This window comes from Brenneria uluponensis (assembly GCF_032395385.1).
Lineage (GTDB): Bacteria > Pseudomonadota > Gammaproteobacteria > Enterobacterales > Enterobacteriaceae > Prodigiosinella > Prodigiosinella aquatilis.
This window is the reverse complement of sequence record NZ_CP135917.1, coordinates 3,348,306-3,366,075: the sequence shown is the minus strand read 5'-3', so window position 1 is coordinate 3,366,075 and position 17,770 is coordinate 3,348,306. Positions and strand designations below refer to the sequence as shown.

Here is a 17,770-nt window from a genome sequence, read left to right as displayed (position 1 = left end):
GAAGACCATAGGATTAGCCGTGACGGTGACCCTTTAGTTCTTCCCTAACTTTTTGCAGGATGTATCGATGAACGATAAAAAGCACGTTTATGTTATTCATGGTTATACCGCAACGCCCACCAGTCATTGGTTTGGCTGGCTAACGGATCAGTTACACTCGCTAGGGACGGACGTCTCTATATTAGCGATGCCGAACTCTACTGACCCAGACAATGCTGCCTGGCAGAAACACATTACAGAAAATGTGAAAACATTGGACGAGCAGACCTTCTTTGTCGGTCACAGTCTGGGATGCGTGACATTGCTACGCTACCTGCAAAGTAAACCTGCCAGTGTAAAAGTGGGTGGGGCGGTGCTGGCCGCCGGATTTCTCTCATCATTACCGATACTGCCTAGTCTGGATGAATTTACCGCACAACCCCTCAATATGACGCAACTGAAAACACAGATCCTGCGTCGGGCGGTCATTCTTTCTCTCAATGACGATATTGTCCCCCCTGAACTCAGCCTGGCGCTCAGCCAGCAGCTTGATGCCGATCTTTACGGCGTGCCAGATAGCGGACATTTTCTTGAACGAGACGGCTATACGCGTTTCGACAAACTGTTCGCGGTGCTGAAAGATATATTGGTGTGATGGGGTTCATAATGCCAGTATTTGTACCAATGTCATCGTACATCTGTTCGAAACAATGCTGGTCTTGCCGACGTTCTCTGGCGGGAACGAGATAGCGGGCAATCCGATAAAAACGTGGTGATCCGTGCCTTTATCGGTCAGATAGCTCGAAGGTTATTCTCATCCTCGATGTTGGCTACTTTTTGTTGCCGACGATGCCGAGTAAATGAAGTTTTCTGACAATGGTTGGCTGGGCGACCCCCAATTTCTCCGCCATCTTGTAAGTGGTTTTATATTGCTCCAGGGCTAACCGCAGCAAGTGGCGTTCGACATCTTCAACTACCGTCTTCAATGGCATGTTGTCCGTTATTTGCTCAAGGCAAAAGTCATGCAGCGACGTTTCTACGCAAGAGGATAATGGTAAGGATGGCTCGGCAGGGAAATTCTGGCAGAGGTATTCAGTTAACATCGTCTCGTCAATGTAATTCTCGCTTGAGCAGACATACAAATACTCAATGAGATTTTTCAGTTCACGTAAATTGCCTTGCCAGACGTGAGCCTTGAGTTTGGCAATACTGCGATTGCTGAAACGCACTATCCGTCGATAGATTACATCAAATTGATGGCAGAAGTGATCGATTAGCAACGGGATGTCTTCTGGCCGTTGCCTTAGTGGCGGCACCCATAGCGGGATGACATTCAAACGATAGAAGAGATCACTGCGAAACTGTTTTTGCTGTATTTTTTCTTCCAAATCTGAGTTGGTTGCCGCAATGATACGTACGTTAAGGGGAATGATTTTATTCCCGCCGACGCGTTGAATCTCCTGTTGTTGTAAAACACGCAGAAATTTAGACTGAGCTTCAAACGGCAGATCACCGATTTCATCAAGAAAAATAGTGCCGCCATTTGCCTGTTCGAATAAACCGATTTTTCCATTTGCTGCGGCACCGGTAAATGCCCCTCGTTCATAACCGAATAGCTCGCTTTCCAGTAACCCGTTCGGAATCGCCGCGCAGTTAACTTTGACAAAGGGTTTATCCACCCGGGTGCTGTTTTGTTGTATTGCGTTGGCAATCACTTCCTTGCCGGTTCCTGACTCACCTGTAATCAATACTGGAACGTCGGCTGGTGCTACTTTCATAATCATGGCTTTTATTTTTTGCATGGCACGATTGGTGCCAATAATGCTGGTATCAAGCTGTGGGTCTTTAGGCGCGTCGGTTTTTACGGTTCCTTCAAAGGAACTGAGCGGGCGAAGGGGATAATTGAAATGAGTGTGTAGCCGCTGAAAAAAAGAGTCCACATACAATATTGATACAACGTGTTTTACCGATTTCTGTTGGTCATAAATGGGGCGACCAGAAACAAACGCATTTTTATCCGGCATTAGATGATGGTTTAGCAGATCGAGTATTTCCCGATGTTCCTGAATGACTCTTAAGTCGATAGTCTTATCAAAATAATTTCCCTCGTCTACTATTTCCTGAATGTGTCTGCCAATCATACGCTCCGGTTCAATCATCGGGTTCTCTGCTATATAGGCCTGATTGATATATTTGGTGACACCGTTTGAGTCGGTGATGCAAATCGGGCATTCAAGGTGATCGAGAATTTCCTTAAAATTAATATCAATGTCTGTTTTGCAATCAATGGTGTTCATCAATAATAATTCCTTATGTATTGGCTTGTATGGTAGCCAAATTTCCACAGCAATCATTATCTACTGTAGTGGCAGAGAGTTAATACTGGAATGTATCGTGAAGGTATAAAAAAGAATGTTAACCCAGTCTAAAAATGGTTTGTTTATGAGAGGAATAAAAGTAAATATAAAGTTGATTATTTTATTTTAATTAACTGGATGTTAACAATACTATTCTTTGTTCGTTTTTGTAGAACAGCTTTTCATTTTCATTCAACAGATAACAGTATTAAAGATCTAACAGATTAATTGTATCATACGATTGCGTATGGGGATTGATTTAAAAATGGATGAAGAGATGAATATTAATTCAAATATGTATTATTGGTGATAATTTTTTCATTTGTCCTTAAGTAAAAAATATCTTTATTTTTATTTAATTATATTGATTTCAACAACATGAAATTAATATGTTCTCATGGTAATTAGCCGTAAATGAAATGGCATGCTAATTGCTTTGTAGTAGAAATACCTCTACTGAAAATAGCCAGGGAAGGTCGTAAGTATGATTTGTTCACAGAGTCATAATAAAAATTTCACCACATCGTGGTGGTTATTAGGAATCACTGCACTTACGTTTTTAATACAGTCATTTGATACTACGATGTTCTATTTGGCGATGCCCGCTATTGCCAGAGATTTACACCAACCTACGTCAAATATGGATACGGTGGCGGTTATTTATCTGGTGGCGGTAGTGATTGTCACGCCTTTCAGTGACTGGCTTATGGAAAAGGTCGGTGAACAGCGAGTCTATCGCCGGGCAATCGCATTATTTGCCATTGCTGCTTTTTTTTGTTCTCAGGCAGATAGCCTGTCGGCGCTGGTTTTCTGGCGTCTGGTACAAGGTGTCGGTGGTGCATTAATGTTACCCGCCGCTCGGGTGATGTTACTCAAAGGAACTGTGGTAGACGAGCAGGTAAAGACCCTTAATCTGGTGACGGCCGCCGGACTATTTGGTACGTTGCTGGGCCCGCTGGCTGGCGGTGGATGCTTGATTTTTTCCGCATGGCGTTATCTTTTTTGGCTGGCGTTGCCATTATGCCTGTTGTGTCTGTTTGGTTGCAGGAGACATGAAGCGGGCTTGTCAATATCAGGACCGGTTCGTCGTTTTGATCTCTATGGTTACCTGCTTATCACGACAATGCTTTCATTGGGTTTATTGCTGTTAAGTAGCGTCGGGCAACAATATATATCAAGTGATAGTAAAACGTTTTTGGCGTTTTTGATGCTCTTGCTGGGCAGCCTCTATTTCCTACATCATTCAAAAGTGAAAAGCAGCGTATTCCGACTGTCCTTATTCAGAAAACGTAGTTATCTGATCAGCATTGTAGGAAATGCATTGGTGAGGGTGTTTTTATCTGCTGCGCCGCTGATGTTCTCTCTCGCATTACAAACTGAATACCATTACACCGTGTTATCTGCTTCGATGATTATGTTGATGTTTTCCCTGGGATCATTGAGTGCGAAACTGATTATTCCCCGGATATTGATGTGGTTGGGCTACCGGTGGTTATTAACCCTGTTTACGCTGATATCTGCACTACTGCTTTTCTCATTGTCCGGTATGAAATTAATGGTATCCACACAATTCATGTTGTTTGTGGCATTTTCAATTGGTATTTCCAGCTCGGTGATCTATAGCTGTCTTAATACCTTGGCGTTTACCGAGCTTAATCACGCGACCTATGGCGCAGGTAATAACATACTTACTGTGGTGCAGCTTATTTCCATACTACTGAGTATTTCATTGAGTTTTACTTTCCTGCATTCGTATTCTGCGCGCTTCACCCATGAATTGAATCAGCAATATTACATGCTCTTTGAAGTAATGGGCATGGGATTACTACTGATTACACCACTATTTTCCTGGCTGGATGCTAATTCTGGCAAGGTGAGAGTGCATTAGAGAGGGATATATTAATGATAGAGATGATCATCAATGGTCGGATATAAAAAATAATGAAGTAATTCTGTTGGCCTTGATGAAAGTAAATTATTGGCGTAATAACATTATAAAAGGTAATTATTATGAAATATAAAAATAACAGCAAGGAAAAACGACTATTACCGGCCCTGTCGATAATAGCCGGTTGCATTATGACGTTTACTGTAATGGGCAGTGCTTATGCTAATGGTACCTCTGCCATTGTAGCGGGCAGTTATACTGCTTCAGCGCAAGGTAAAGATAGCGAGGTTAAAGTCACTGTAGACGTTGATAAGAAAGGGAAAATCAGCAACGTGGCGGTGGATGCATCCAAAGAAACACCAGAGCTGGGCGGTGTGGCCGGACCGGAAGTCGGCAAGGCCATTGTGGACCATCAAAGTCTGGATGTGGATGGTATGACCGGGGCTACAGAAACCAGCAATGCCGTCAAGAGAGCGGCAGAAGCCGCGCTGCTCCAGGCCGGTGTCGATATCAGCGCTTACAAGAAAAAGGTAGTGAAATCGGCTGGTACGAATGAAGAAACCACAACTGATATTGTGGTGATCGGTGGCGGTGCATCAGGTACGGCAGCCGCGCTGGCGGCTGCCGAGAAGGGCGTAAAAGTTATTGTGCTGGAAAAGGCACCGGCAGTTGGCGGCGCCGGTAAGTTGGCCAGCGGGTTATTTGCTGTCGAGTCTTCACTTGAAAAAGCTAAAAAAATCAATTTCACCACCGACGAGCTATATAAGCGTCTGATGGATTACAACCATTATCTGTCTAATGCGGCGCTGACGCGTGAAGTTATCAATAAATCCGGGTCCACCATCAGCTGGTTACAGAAATACGGCGTGGAAACTTATTTGTCGGATAAGAATCCGCAACAGGCTCAGAATAAGGATCCGATCCGTTGGCAAATCTACCATCATTATAAAGATACCGGTGCAGCCTTTAAAAATATGTATGCTCATTTTGAACAGATGGGCGGTAAATTATTTACCCGTACTACCGGAAATTCGCTGATTAAAAACGAGAAAGGGGATGTGGTAGGGGTGATCGCCACTAAAGCAGATGGTGGCAAACTTTCTGTTCATGCCAAAGCCGTTATTCTGGCTACGGGTGGGTTCGGCGGTAATAAAAAAATGCTTTCTGACGTAATGCTGACACCCAATATATCGCTGTTATCCTGGCCGAATAGTGGGGAAGGGGTGAAGATGGCATGGGAAGCGGGGGCGGCAAAATGGAATTTACAGTCAGCGTTATTACATGCCAATAAACTGGTCGGGGTCGATGCGCAGAAAGGCAGCGGGTTTAATGACAGCCCGTTAATTAGATTATTGAAATCACCGTTACTATGGGTGGATGTTACCGGTAATCGTTTTGCAGACGAAGGACTGGTCTATGACACGGCTTACTGGTCTAATGCCACTTATAGCGTAGGTGGTAGTTACTTTATCATTGTTGATACGCCGACTTTGCAAGCATTCAGCAAAGGTAAACTCCCTTTTGATATTTCCGGTGCCGGTGCGCCTAATCCGACACAACCCGGGGATTTTGTGGCCTTGAGTGAGGACGGGGTAAAATCGGGTAATATCATTAAAGGCGATACCCTTGAGGCGCTGGCGAAAAATACCGGTATGGCACCTGAAAAACTGACTGCCACAATCGCTCGTTACAATATGGCGGTCAGTAGTAAAAAAGATGTTCAGTTTCTGAAGTCCGGTCGTTATCTGGTATTCCCGGTGAGTAAAGGTCCGTTTTATGCGCTGAAAGCGCAGGATGTGAGCCTGAGTACGCTTGGCGGGGTCAGGGTGAATGAAAAACTTGAAGCAACCGATAGTAATGTCAAACCCATTTCCGGTTTATATGTGGTCGGTAATGATGCCGCGGGTTTTTACAGTACACCAACCTATCCGCCATATCAGGGGCTGGCTAATGGCTATGCATATAATACGGGGCGTATCGCCGGAGAAAATGCAGCACATTATGTTTTAGGTAAATAATCTTCATCTGGTCAATTCCCTATAGATAGTCACTTGTTGTTGATCTCTGTGATTTTAAGCGAGTGCTTTTCATAATATAGAAACTGTGAACCTGGCCTTGTTAACTGTGCGGTAAAGTCTATTCATAGAATAAATTTTACCGCGTGGCGATTGAATATTTCGTCTGAATATTTGCCTTGTTATTGCGTGCAAGGTGCTTTCTGTTTTTTGCATATATAACCGGGGCAAGTCTTTGGGGGTTTATTCGCTTGCTGCCTTCCTGTCACTCGGGTTAATCAGGGGTTGTGCCATAATAAAATGGAATAATAACAATGAAAAAGTTATTTGTTTTTAATTATAGAACAATAATTATCTCTGCCTGTTACATAATGTTGGGTCTGTCATCTTGGCATTTACATGCTGAACAACATGACGCTAATAATCTGTTCACCGTTATCGAAGTGGAGAATAAATCAGAAAAACCCTTATCAGAATTAGGTGATTGGTTGAATGAACGTGGCATCAGCCCTTATTTACAGGCTTCACAGTTATATTTCAACAATCCCAGTGCCGGTCTACAAACGGGTAAAAGTGAAGCTTTGACCATGTTTTTTGCCGGTCTGGATTTTGATTTGGAAAAAATGTCACTCATTCCCGGTGGTAAAATTCATTTTTTGCAACTATGGGTGCCTTTTAGCCATAATTGGGACTACGGCACACAGGTTGGTGATGTGCTGGCGGGCAATCCTCCGCCCTATATTCCGAAAGTAGCGCATCTGATGCATTTTACATATGAACAACTATTGCCAGGTGATCAATTTTCATTTGAGATTGGCAAGAGTAACCCCGGACAATACTTTGGTATTCCACTATGCGATTCCCCATTCGCCTGCGTTAATACCTTACTGGTGAATTCAGTTGGCTTTTCGCCAATGCCTTATTCTGGTTGGGGGGCGAAGATCGACTACCGTATAACCCCGAATATCCGCACCAGTATTGGCGGCTGGCGTACTTATAAAGCGTACCCTTTTACTACCGGTTGGGAAGGGGGCTTCAACGGCAATGGACAGGGGGAAAGTGCGCTGATTGCCATGAATGTTGCCCGCAATGCGGGCTGGCAGCAGGAGCGTTATCCATTACAGTGGGAAATGATGGTCACCCATAGCTATCGGGAATATAACGAGCCTTATTACACGGTTAATGGCACATCACAGGTATACGATTCGTCATCTTCGCCCCGCCGTGACAGTGGGGTGACCGCATTATATGTCGGTGCCAAAAAAGGGATATGGCGTCTTGATGGTGGTAAGGAAAAAGATAATCCGACACCAACAGCGCTCAGTATTTACGGTGATGTGACGCATCTGCTGACCAATAATGTCGATAATGGTCTGGGGACGTTGCTACATACCGGAATTGTGCTCTCAGCACCGTGGCAATCCCGTCCATTGGACCACTATAGTCTTAATTTCAGTTGGCTCCAGTTGACGAAAGATGAGCAGCTGTTTTTGCGAGACGCCTTTGAGTCTTCATCGGGACAGGGTTGGTTACCCAGCCGTAATCAGTACCAACTTAGTCTCACCGGGAATATTTTTCTGACCCAGAATATCGAACTTCAACTGATAGGATCACGTACCTGGCAAATGAATAACTGGGCGAATCCTTATACCAATAAGATACCCAAAGATGGCTACACCTTTTTCATTCAGACCAATATTTATCTGGATAAGTTATTGGGTCTCACTCCTTCTCATTAATGTTCGATAACCAGAGGCCGGGGAAGTCCCGGCCTTACGGTAATGTTACTCACTTAATCCTATCGGGTTTATTGTCAGGAGGTGACTATTTGCCCGGCGTAAAGAATAAACATCCTGAAGATAAACACGCTTACCAATGCTATGCAGGACATGGCAATGATCCGTTGGCGGGAATGCAAACTGTCCGTCATGACGCGCATCAGTAGTGGTAACATAATACCGAACCCGACAACACCTATCCAGAAAGTGCCCCCCCAAAAACCGCTCAGCGCAGTAGTGGTTGCCAGTGTTTTTTGTCCGCCGCCAGCATATAGGCCAAAGAAAAAAGCTACCAATAACAGTATTTCGAGTAATACCAGTGGCAGTTCCACATGATGCAATAATTGTAATGGATGGGAATGCTGTTGCCAGGTGCCGCTATTCCAGACACAGCAGAGAGACAGCACGGCTAACCCAGAGATGACGCCAGAGTTTAAAAATAATACCGGCAGTAATCCATTATTCAGCAGCGGAAATGATTTAAGCGTTGAGAGTAGAAATCCCGTATAGACACCCAGTAATACCGCCAGTAGCAGTAGTACCCGATCCAGTTTTTTTTCATGGCGTATCAGCAATTGGCTGAGTCGGTTAATTGTTCGCCAGAGGACCGAAAATAATGTATTACGTGTAGCAAGAGGCTGTAATCGGATATAGATCCAGGGATGAAAAATAACTATCAGCCATAGAATTAGGGCGATGAAATAAATCTGGAACAGAATAACGCCCAGTGACATTACCGAGGTGTGATTGTAAAAAATCATCACATACCAAAAATCATACGGCTGAGTTAGATGAAAAATCAGAATCGACAGACCAAGTATAACCATCATTGGTGCGATAACGGCGGCGTAGCGGGAAAATAACAATCGCCCGGTTGTCGGTAAATAGTTTTTCGCTGTAATGGCAATAAGCACGATACCGGAGGAAATACCGAGTACAAATAAATAAATGGCTATCGGCCAATCCCAGACTAGCGTATTAAAATGAAAATACTGACTGAACATAGTGCTCACCTTAGCTCTACAAATGATTAGGTCCGATTTTGATGAATTTCGCCTTGTTTACCGGCGATCCGATATAAATTGGGGCCGGTGCCAAGATAAATTTTGGTTCGATAAACCACACGGCTATGAATGGCTTTATAAATATCGCTTTGAGGATCGTTAACATCGCCAAACAGGAGTGCTTTCATTGGGCAGATAAGTACGCAGGCCGGTAATTTACCCGCAGCAAGATTGGTATCACGGCAGAAGTTACATTTATCTGCCGTTTTATTGAGCGGATTGATAAATCTGACATGATAGGGGCAGGCGGCAAGGCAGTAGCGACAGCCAACGCAGCGATCGTGATGAACATCGACGATACCTGTTACCGGATCTTTATATGATGCGCCGGTCGGACAGACACTGACACAAGGAGGATTATCGCAGTGTTCACAGGAGCGGCGAAAAAACTGCCGGACGGGACGACTAGAAGTATCTACCTGACTGCCGGTTTTTTCATCGTTGTTAGGGACTATCTGGAGCCTGCTGACACCTTCAGGTACGTTATTGGTTTTGCGGCAGGCAGCTACACATGCCTGACAGCCAATACAGCGGGTTTCATCATGTAAGAGTCCATATTGTTTCCCGGTAGCGACATTTTCGCCAGCCAATAACAGACGGGATCCTCCCAGTAATATAATGCTGCTGATTCCGAGGTTGCCGATAAACCGGCGCCTTGTGTAATTCATAACATCGCCTTTTATTGTTTTTAAATTAAGCAGATAAACAGAAATGCGTTTTCTTTTTCTGTCAGTAAATACAGCAATAAACGCGCCAGTTACCCAGGCTGTAGAAAATGACGGAGAGAAGTATTTAATGCGCTGTTATTTAATGTTTTTTTATTTTCAGACGCTGGCGTCTGTATCGGGGTGAAATAAAATGGGCGACTAATAAAAATTAACGATTCAATTTTCTATTTTTCCAATACACCGCAGTATCACCTGATGGTCGCGTATTCGGCATGTCCCGATGTTTACGGTGCGCCGAAAGGTGCCATTTCTTACATGAGACGGCTTCATGAGTTTCGATAAATGGTTCATCGTGTGCTAAAAACATGCCCAGAGTAACGGGCTGGGCTGCAATCATATTGTTCGTCAATTTGTTATTTTTTCAGGCACCTTTAGTCAGATCACACCGAAAGGCTGACTTATCGTCTACGGTTTTTATAACGCAATGGCTTGCTGAAGGGCGTATTGTTAAGAACTGACAGTTAAAGAAATAGCTAGCATTAATAAGTGATGGAAATAACGTTGAACATATAGCCAATGGATTCAAGGATGAGGCCCGGATGTGGCCGGGTAACTGAGCGTGGCCAACGCTTCAGTAACTTGAAAGATGACGGGTATATAATCCAAGTGAATTGTGAGGGTACTACCGCATGGAGTTTAAAGATTACTATGCCGCGCTGGAAGTACAGCCATCAGACGATCTGAAAACGATCAAAACGGCTTACCGCCGGCTGGCGCGCAAGTATCATCCTGATGTTAGCACCGAGCCGGACGCGGAAAACAAGTTTAAGGCAGTTGCCGAAGCGTATGAGGTGCTGAAAGATGACGCTCGCCGTGCCGAATATGATGAACTAAGGCAGCACCGTAACGATCCCCGATTTTCTGAGGCCCCTCCGGGCTACAGAGGCAATGGGCAGACGCAGCATGATTTTTCTGATTTCTTTGAGTCAATGTTTGGTAGTCAGGCTGCGGCGGGGCATCGATCTTCTGCTCGATCCCACCGAACCCATGGTATACGTGGGCAAGATCTTGAAATGAAGATCTCGTTATTTTTAGAAGAAACGCTGGTGGGACAAAACCGGCCTATTTCTTACCAGTTGCCGGTCTATGATGAATTCGGTCGTCAGATTCGAGAAATAGCCAAAACATTGAATGTGAAGATCCCGGCCGGTGTGGCGGATGGGGACCGTATTCGCCTGAAAGGGCAAGGGTGTGCGGGAATTGGTGGTGGTCCTGACGGTGATTTATTCCTGGTTATTCGTATTGCTCCGCATCCTCTGTTTGATATTGACGGTCGGGATCTGCACATTGTGGTGCCGCTGGCACCGTGGGAGGCTGCGTTAGGCTCGCGGATTGAGGTGCCGACACTCACGGATAAAATTTCCCTGACGATTCCTCCCGGTAGCCAGAGCGGAAACCGGCTGAGAATTAAAGGAAAAGGATTGGTCAGTAAAAAAGGGACTGGAGACATGTATGCCATTCTGAAGGTGGTTATGCCCGCGAAACCAGATGAAAAAGTCAGTGCTCTGTGGAAACAACTTGCAGAGCAGGCTGCATTTAATCCTCGAGCCGGATGGGAGTAAGTACGATGTCTGAAGAAATGACGTTTACCGTGATGGAGTTGTGTCAGTCGGTGGATATTTCTCAGGACGAGCTGATTGAAGTGGTGGGGCTGGGTGTTATTGTCCCACTGGAACCGGAAGATCCGCACTGGATCTTCGATTCTCACGCGGTGAGCTGCCTTAAGCGCGCTTTGCGATTGCAGGCCGAGCTGGATCTGGACTGGTCAGGCATTGCGATGACGCTAACGCTGCTGGATAAGCTCGATGAACTCAAGAAAGAGAATGAGCAGTTACGCCGGCAGCTTGATCGTTTTCTGATGACGCCCTGAGGCGCGGGACGCCTTGACAGGGGTTGAATTCGTGACGTATCAACCCTTGTCATGGTCTGTTAAATCAGTTGGTTACTTTGGCGTAATGTTGTCATGGGAAACCATGTTGCTCTGAAGAATATAGTCATACAGGCGCTGAGTATCCTCCCGGGTACAGAGGCGAGTTCCGCGGTTCAGTGTCGCGGCGGTACCGGCGGCAACGCCATAGCGTACCATTTCGTCCAGTTCGGCCCCGGCGGCCAGCTTTAGGGCTATCGCGCCGACCATACTGTCACCGGCACCGACGGTACTCATTTTTTTCACCGGCGGCGGAACAAACTGTATACGCCCCTTGTGGTCTACGCCCAGCGCCCCCTGTGGACCCAGTGATACCACGACCCGTTCTGTCGCTCCCTTCTTCACCAGCGCTGATGCGGCGTTGTAAACGTCATCCGGGCTTTCCAATGGCCGCCCAATCAGGGCTGACAGCTCATTTTGGTTAGGTTTCACCAGTGCCAGACCACCGAGCTTTAGGCAGGCATCCAACGCCGGGCCGGAACTGTCGATGATGCAACGTAACCCGTTGGCCTGTGACTGTTTCACTAAATGTGTCAGTTTGTCGACATCACAACCCGGCGGCAGGCTACCGCTGATGACCAATATTGAACCCGAGGGAAGTTTTAACACCCGGTCGAGCAACTGTTCAAGTTCGCTTTCAGTCAGCCTGGCTCCGGGCATCACAAAGCGATACTGCTCGCCGCTGTTATCTGCATGGACGTGCAGATTCTGTCGCGTCCAGTCCTGCGTGGGTACGGTGTCGGTTCCGACACCTTCCTGTTTAAGTAACTCCGCCAGATGTTCGCCCGTCGGGCCGCCGGTCGGAAAAATGGCACTGGCTTCACCACCCAGATGGACAATCGCCCGGGCGACATTGATACCCCCGCCCCCGGGTTCAAATACCGGTGTGGTGCAGCGTAGTTTGCCTTCCGGGTAAATTCTGGGCGTGGTGGTGGCGCAATCCAGCGAAGGAGCGAGCGTGAGCGTAAAGATCTGTAGCATGATGCGTTCTCCATTCAGAGCCATGCATATACCTTTTATTTTTCAAGTTGCAGATGCGTCATCTCGCCGCTTTCCGGTATCTTGAAATCTATTGGCTATATACATGATTGATTTTTATATTTATTTAAATGTAGCACGATCGACATCGTCCTGCTTATGCCGGGACAAGAATAATTAATATGAGTATGTCAGATGATGACTTAAATCGCCTGATGGTTGAATAAAATCATTTGAAGCAGAGAGAGTTTGTTACTCATTAATGTGATAAGCGGGCTTATTTTAACGTCTATACTCAGTAAACAGATTTTAATTTTAGTGAAACGGGCTGGCTAAAATGAAACATGTCAGCCATCTTTGTCGTTGTACGTTGAGGAGAAATATCATGGCGTTAGATGGAAAAGTTGCGTTGGTTACCGGTGCGGGGCAAGGCATCGGCCGGGCTATTGCCTTACGTTTGGCGCGAGATGGTGCGGATGTAGCATTGGTGGATGTTAAAGATGACAAAATCAAAGCAGTCGCTGAAGAAATCAGAGCATTAAAACGCAAGGCTGTCACCTTTAAGGCTGATATCAGCCACCGTGAGGAAGTATTCGCGGCTGTCGAGTTTGCCGCAAAAGAACTGGGTGGGTTTGATATTATTGTCAACAATGCGGGTATCAGCCAGGTTAATCCATTACTTAAGGTTACCCCTCAGGAAGTGGATAAAATATTCGGTATTAATCTGCAAGGTACGCTGTGGGGAATTCAGGCGGCGGCAGAGAAATTTAAACAACTAAAGCAGAAGGGTAAAATTATCAATGCTTCGTCGATTGCCGGGCATGAGGGTTTTGCTTTATTGGGGATCTATTCTGCGACCAAATTTGCCGTGCGGGCAATCACTCAAGCGGCGGCAAAAGAGCTGGCAAGCGCCGGAATTACTGTTAATGCGTATTGTCCAGGGGTAGTGGGCACTGATATGTGGGTTGAAATTGATAAGCGTATGTCGGAAGAAACCGGTGCTAAAATTGGTGAAACCTATGAGAAATATGTCGGCGGCATTGCATTAGGTCGGGCTGAAACCCCGGATGATGTCGCAGCATTTGTCGCCTATCTGGCTAGTCCGGATTCGGATTATATGACCGGGCAGGCGCCGATGATTGATGGCGGATTGATTTACCGGTAATAGTGGATATTTGCTGCACAACAGTGCAGCAAATCAGTTTGCCTGATAAACGATGGTTTTGTTTTTGGATTGATGCTCATGGTGTATTTGAACGATGAATAAATGATTAAAAAGTAAAACGTATCCTATAGCTAATATTCTCATTATTCCAATATCTTGATACCATCTAGTGTATATTTAGGGTAAATGTCGCCTTGTATACCATCTATTTCGCAGTCTTCTAAAAAATAATATTCTGAATGATGTTGTACGCCTTCAATAATGACACCAGAACAGTATTTTTTTATGCTTTCTATCAGGACTGACAATATATAGCTCTTTTCATGTTTTATTATTTGCTGGTAAAAATTCTTATCTAATTTAATATAATCAAATATAGACTGAGTGACGGCATAAAGATTTGCGTTTCCACTGCCAAAATCACCCAGCCAAAGTGGGTAGCATTCATGTAGTTTTGTAAGCAATGGATTATGTTTACCATCATTAAGATTTGGAAAGTTTTCACTTATTTCCAGGCGTATGAATGGTAGTTTATCCAGTAAATTTTTTGTGGGCAGATCCTGGAGTAGAAATGCCACTGTTGAGAAGTCGACATCGATAGATAATAGTATGTTGTTATCTATAAAATATGATTTCTTCTCTGCAATGCACTCTAATTTATCGACAAATAGTGCTTGTTTTTCAACACTATTCATTTGCTGAATATATTTTTCTGTATTCTGACTATTATCAAATCGAGCAAGCAGTTCCATAGCGAACAGCTCGTTCTGGCGGCTATAAATCGGCTCCATAACATAGCGCTTTTTATCATTTAAGGCTGAATTGATAATCACCATGGCTTCCTGCTTGGGTATGTTTTGAGCATTATTGATCAATCTATAAAAACGATCAATAACTATGTATTGATTGATTAGTGTGATTGGTTGACCGATCAATTTTTATGGTTTGATAGGTTATAGCGTTGAGAAGTAGTGAAAAGTAGCCGGATTGATGGTTGGGGTAGATATGTGAATAATCTTAGTATAACTACGGGTTATTGGCAGATTATTAATAGATGTCGTTGATATCGAGCACTAAAGGATCATGATGTGGTCTTTGGTTTTCTCCAGTCTGGGGATTTCAACCATTTTCATGCTGAGTCATCGTCTGAAACTAAGCTTCATTATATTTAATACCTGCCTGTTCAGACGGACCGTGAGACGTGCCCATCTCCATCTCATCAGGCCTGCTATTTTTAATAGTAGGCACTCACTATAACGGGTGTATTGAGGTTATAGAGTGATGAGTTTTTTCATGTCTTCAATGATTGCTTCAACCAGTAAACTTTTCGCACTTTGGGGTGGGAAGATGGCCAGATAGGCCACATCTATTTTAGGTTCAAACGGTTTGATCAGAATATTGGACTCGTTGGTGTGGGCGGTTATGGAATCGACAATGCCGATTCCCAGACAGGATGAGGCCATAGCGCAACAGTGTCGCAGTGACGTCTCTATGGGACAATGAAGGACCCGATCTTCCGCTGAGATAAGTTTGGCCAACTGTCCGCGTAATACCGTTTTACGCCCGGGTAGGATGGCGCGGTATCGTGTCAAATCATCCAGGGTGATTTGGTCTGCGCTGGCAAGTTCGTGTTGTGGTGAAATCACCGCCACCGCTTGAGTGACACCCAGTAATTCTGCCCGTAATCCTTTTATAGCTCGTGTACCATTGATAAAACCGACGTCATATTGACTACTCATCACCATATCGGTGATGGACACGGTACTTTCTACATCCATAAATAGTGAGATGTCGGGGTGTTGCTGCAACAAGGTAGGGAAAATGTACCTGGTACATAGGTTAGACAATGCCGACACGGCACCGATACGCAGCACGCCGCCTTTGGCGTGACGAATATCATCCGCGATGTGAGCGATATGGTCTACGCCCATATAGAGTCTTTCTATTTCACGAAAAAGTTTGAGTGCTTCTTCCCGGGGCTCCAGTCCTCGCCCATGTCTATCGAATAACTTCAGATTAACCGAATATTCAAAATCTTTAATCAAACGGCTCACTGCTGGCTGCGTAATATTCATGATATTGGCTGCTTGCGTAATACCGCCAGTAAGGATCACTTTATGAAATGCTTCGACTTGTCGTAGGTTGATACGCTGCATAAGATGTTACCAATCATAACGTTTATTTATGAGTACGATACAAAATACAATTTTTAATTATTTTTACCAGCTCTTACACTCGAAAAAGTGAGCAGGTACAGTTTGTCATGAGTCACACAACGCGATTATGACGAAAATAACAAGGATGCAGAATGAAAGGAACAACGCTATTTGCCAGCCTGATGGCTCTGGCACCGCTGCTGCCTCTGCCAATGGTTCAAGCTGCGGATTTGACTATCGGACTGGCTTCGTCCACCACCTCTATGGACCCGCTGTTTTACGTAGGGGGCGCCAATAGTGCGATGGCCCGTAATATTTTTGACGGGTTGGTTAATCAGAATGAAAGACAACAAATTACGCCAGCATTGGCAGTGTCATGGAAAAAAATTGATGATACCACCTGGCGGTTTACGCTGCGGCCTAACGTCAAATTTCACGATGGCAGCACACTGACAGCTAAAGATGTCATTGCCAGTTTCAAACGGGTGTCGTTGGCGGCTAAAAATAGCCCTAGCGCTTATACGCCGTATGTGGCGGATATTGCTGACGCCAAAGCTATCGATCCGCTGACCGTAGAAATAAAGACCAAAACACCTACGGCACTATTACTGAACAATTTAAGCCGCATCGCGATTATGCCCGCGCGTTTTGTCGATGTACCGACCGACGTCCTGAACAGTGGTAAAGATGTAATTGGGACCGGTCCGTTCAAGTTTGTCTCCTACACCCCTGATGACAAGGTGGTTTTGCAGCGTAACGACCAATATTGGGGGGGCAAAGCCGAGTGGAAGAAAGTCACTCTACGTGTGTTTAAAAACAGTAGCGCACGTGTTGCGGCACTGCTGTCTGGCGACGTTGACATGATTGAACAGGTTCCTACCGCTGACAGAAGCAACATTATCAGGCAACAGAACCTGACCACTGTTTCGATACCGGGCAACCGCATCATGTACCTGCATCCGGATCAGGACCGCGATGTATCACCGTTTGCCAAAGGTGATGATGGCAAAAACCCGCTGAAGAAGCTGCTGGTTCGTCAGGCGATGTCGTTAGCCATTAATCGTAATGCGATTGTGCAACGTATTCTGGATGGTCAGGGACTGGTTTCATCTCAGTTGGTGCCACCCGGTTATCCAGGGTATTCAAAAGATATTCCGGCTCCGGTTTATAACCCGACGTTGGCGAAGAAGAAACTGGCGGAAGCTGGGTATCCGCATGGATTTACGTTGACGTTCCATGCTTCCAATGACCGTTACCCCAATGATGCCAAAATCGCTCAGGCGCTGGGGCAGATGTTTACTCAGGTTGGGATTAAAACCAGCGTTGTGACCATGCCGGGCAGTATCTATTTCGCTAAAGCGTCCAAACGGGAATTCAGTCTGGTGATGGGCGGCGCGGCGATTGAAACCGGCGAAGCCTCCGGAGTGCTCGGCCCGCTGTTGGAAACCTTTGGACCGAATGCCGGGCAGGGTAACCGTGGGCGTTATTCCAATCCCGAATTTGACAAACTGCTAAATCAGGCGCGCGCTACGCTCGACGATACTAAGCGCGACAAACTGCTACAGCAGGCAACCGATTTGGCCATGAAAGAGCAGGGGGTTATCCCTTTACTGTTTCTGTCCAATACCTGGGCAATGAAGAAAGGATATAGCTATTCCGGCCGCACAGACGGCTATACATTGCCCTATTTTGTACATAAAAAAGAAAATATGTAGTGTGTGATTTTTTGCGTTAA

14 protein-coding genes are annotated in these 17,770 nt (G+C 45.4%); 8 read left to right on the top strand and 6 right to left on the bottom strand.

Translation table 11 applies throughout. The features are described 5' to 3' along the window. The first annotated feature begins 67 nt into the window (after window positions 1-67). Window positions 68-634 (top strand): RBBP9/YdeN family alpha/beta hydrolase, encoded by a 567-nt coding sequence (locus RS889_RS15715; protein WP_315707952.1) that lies wholly within the window; start codon window positions 68-70, stop codon window positions 632-634. Between the two features lie 175 nt (window positions 635-809). Here RS889_RS15715 and RS889_RS15710 read toward each other — a convergent pair whose 3' ends face one another. Beyond that, window positions 810-2,276 (bottom strand): sigma-54 interaction domain-containing protein, encoded by a 1,467-nt coding sequence (locus RS889_RS15710; protein WP_315707951.1) that lies wholly within the window; start codon window positions 2,274-2,276, stop codon window positions 810-812. 643 nt (window positions 2,277-2,919) lie between these two features. Between RS889_RS15710 and RS889_RS15705 the strand changes: the two genes are divergently transcribed. The 3 genes from RS889_RS15705 to RS889_RS15695 all read left to right on the top strand — a co-directional run bounded on the left by RS889_RS15705 (window position 2,920) and on the right by RS889_RS15695 (window position 7,978). Further along, the gene (locus RS889_RS15705; protein ID WP_315707950.1) at window positions 2,920-4,224 is read left to right on the top strand and encodes an MFS transporter; all 1,305 of its coding nucleotides are present in this window, start codon (window positions 2,920-2,922) and stop codon (window positions 4,222-4,224) included. A gap of 122 nt (window positions 4,225-4,346) precedes the next feature. Continuing rightward, window positions 4,347-6,242 carry an FAD-dependent oxidoreductase gene (locus RS889_RS15700; protein WP_315707949.1) on the top strand — a complete coding sequence of 632 codons (1,896 nt, stop codon included), beginning with the start codon at window positions 4,347-4,349 and terminating at the stop codon, window positions 6,240-6,242. Window positions 6,243-6,610: 368 nt separating this feature from the next. Further along, window positions 6,611-7,978, top strand: coding sequence for a carbohydrate porin (locus RS889_RS15695; RefSeq protein ID WP_315707948.1), 1,368 nt, complete (start codon window positions 6,611-6,613; stop codon window positions 7,976-7,978). Between the two features lie 74 nt (window positions 7,979-8,052). On the opposite strand, the gene nrfD is transcribed toward RS889_RS15695, so the two are convergent. Together nrfD and RS889_RS15685 are read right to left on the bottom strand one after the other, a co-directional pair. Then, window positions 8,053-9,021: an NrfD/PsrC family molybdoenzyme membrane anchor subunit gene (gene nrfD, locus RS889_RS15690; RefSeq protein ID WP_315707947.1), complete on the bottom strand. Its 969-nt coding sequence runs from the start codon at window positions 9,019-9,021 to the stop codon at window positions 8,053-8,055. Window positions 9,022-9,047: 26 nt separating this feature from the next. Continuing rightward, the gene (locus RS889_RS15685; RefSeq protein ID WP_315707946.1) at window positions 9,048-9,749 is read right to left on the bottom strand and encodes a 4Fe-4S dicluster domain-containing protein; all 702 of its coding nucleotides are present in this window, start codon (window positions 9,747-9,749) and stop codon (window positions 9,048-9,050) included. 689 nt (window positions 9,750-10,438) lie between these two features. On the opposite strand from RS889_RS15685, the gene cbpA reads away from it, so the two are divergent. Both cbpA and RS889_RS15675 read left to right on the top strand, forming a co-directional pair. Next, window positions 10,439-11,371, top strand: a complete 933-nt coding sequence (gene cbpA, locus RS889_RS15680) for a curved DNA-binding protein (protein ID WP_315707945.1) — start codon at window positions 10,439-10,441, stop codon at window positions 11,369-11,371. 5 nt (window positions 11,372-11,376) lie between these two features. Then, window positions 11,377-11,679, top strand: a complete 303-nt coding sequence (locus RS889_RS15675; RefSeq protein ID WP_315707944.1) for a chaperone modulator CbpM — start codon at window positions 11,377-11,379, stop codon at window positions 11,677-11,679. A gap of 72 nt (window positions 11,680-11,751) precedes the next feature. Here RS889_RS15675 and pfkB read toward each other — a convergent pair whose 3' ends face one another. Beyond that, the gene (gene pfkB / locus RS889_RS15670) at window positions 11,752-12,717 is read right to left on the bottom strand and encodes a 6-phosphofructokinase II (protein WP_315711076.1); all 966 of its coding nucleotides are present in this window, start codon (window positions 12,715-12,717) and stop codon (window positions 11,752-11,754) included. Between the two features lie 382 nt (window positions 12,718-13,099). Between pfkB and RS889_RS15665 the strand changes: the two genes are divergently transcribed. Then, complete coding sequence (locus tag RS889_RS15665; RefSeq protein WP_315707943.1) at window positions 13,100-13,879, top strand: acetoin reductase; 780 nt, start codon at window positions 13,100-13,102, stop codon at window positions 13,877-13,879. Window positions 13,880-14,022: 143 nt separating this feature from the next. On the opposite strand, the gene RS889_RS15660 is transcribed toward RS889_RS15665, so the two are convergent. Further along, the gene (locus tag RS889_RS15660) at window positions 14,023-14,715 is read right to left on the bottom strand and encodes an EAL domain-containing protein (RefSeq protein WP_315707942.1); all 693 of its coding nucleotides are present in this window, start codon (window positions 14,713-14,715) and stop codon (window positions 14,023-14,025) included. A gap of 435 nt (window positions 14,716-15,150) precedes the next feature. Next, window positions 15,151-16,035, bottom strand: coding sequence for a LysR family transcriptional regulator (locus RS889_RS15655; protein ID WP_315707941.1), 885 nt, complete (start codon window positions 16,033-16,035; stop codon window positions 15,151-15,153). Between the two features lie 152 nt (window positions 16,036-16,187). On the opposite strand from RS889_RS15655, the gene RS889_RS15650 reads away from it, so the two are divergent. Beyond that, window positions 16,188-17,750 (top strand): ABC transporter substrate-binding protein, encoded by a 1,563-nt coding sequence (locus RS889_RS15650; protein WP_021015233.1) that lies wholly within the window; start codon window positions 16,188-16,190, stop codon window positions 17,748-17,750. Window positions 17,751-17,770: the final 20 nt, after the last annotated feature.

Coding starts and splice junctions, on each gene's coding strand:
- RS889_RS15665 (WP_315707943.1), top strand. CDS start 13,100: ATGGCGTTAGATGGAAAAGTTGCGTTGGTTACCGGTGCGGGGCAAGGC.
- cbpA (WP_315707945.1), top strand. CDS start 10,439: ATGGAGTTTAAAGATTACTATGCCGCGCTGGAAGTACAGCCATCAGAC.
- RS889_RS15705 (WP_315707950.1), top strand. CDS start 2,920: ATGTTCTATTTGGCGATGCCCGCTATTGCCAGAGATTTACACCAACCT.
- RS889_RS15650 (WP_021015233.1), top strand. CDS start 16,188: ATGAAAGGAACAACGCTATTTGCCAGCCTGATGGCTCTGGCACCGCTG.
- RS889_RS15710 (WP_315707951.1), bottom strand. CDS start 2,276: ATGAACACCATTGATTGCAAAACAGACATTGATATTAATTTTAAGGAA.
- RS889_RS15700 (WP_315707949.1), top strand. CDS start 4,347: ATGAAATATAAAAATAACAGCAAGGAAAAACGACTATTACCGGCCCTG.
- RS889_RS15715 (WP_315707952.1), top strand. CDS start 68: ATGAACGATAAAAAGCACGTTTATGTTATTCATGGTTATACCGCAACG.
- RS889_RS15660 (WP_315707942.1), bottom strand. CDS start 14,715: ATGGTGATTATCAATTCAGCCTTAAATGATAAAAAGCGCTATGTTATG.
- nrfD (WP_315707947.1), bottom strand. CDS start 9,021: ATGTTCAGTCAGTATTTTCATTTTAATACGCTAGTCTGGGATTGGCCG.
- pfkB (WP_315711076.1), bottom strand. CDS start 12,717: ATGCTACAGATCTTTACGCTCACGCTCGCTCCTTCGCTGGATTGCGCC.
- RS889_RS15695 (WP_315707948.1), top strand. CDS start 6,611: ATGTTGGGTCTGTCATCTTGGCATTTACATGCTGAACAACATGACGCT.
- RS889_RS15655 (WP_315707941.1), bottom strand. CDS start 16,035: ATGCAGCGTATCAACCTACGACAAGTCGAAGCATTTCATAAAGTGATC.
- RS889_RS15685 (WP_315707946.1), bottom strand. CDS start 9,749: ATGAATTACACAAGGCGCCGGTTTATCGGCAACCTCGGAATCAGCAGC.
- RS889_RS15675 (WP_315707944.1), top strand. CDS start 11,377: ATGTCTGAAGAAATGACGTTTACCGTGATGGAGTTGTGTCAGTCGGTG.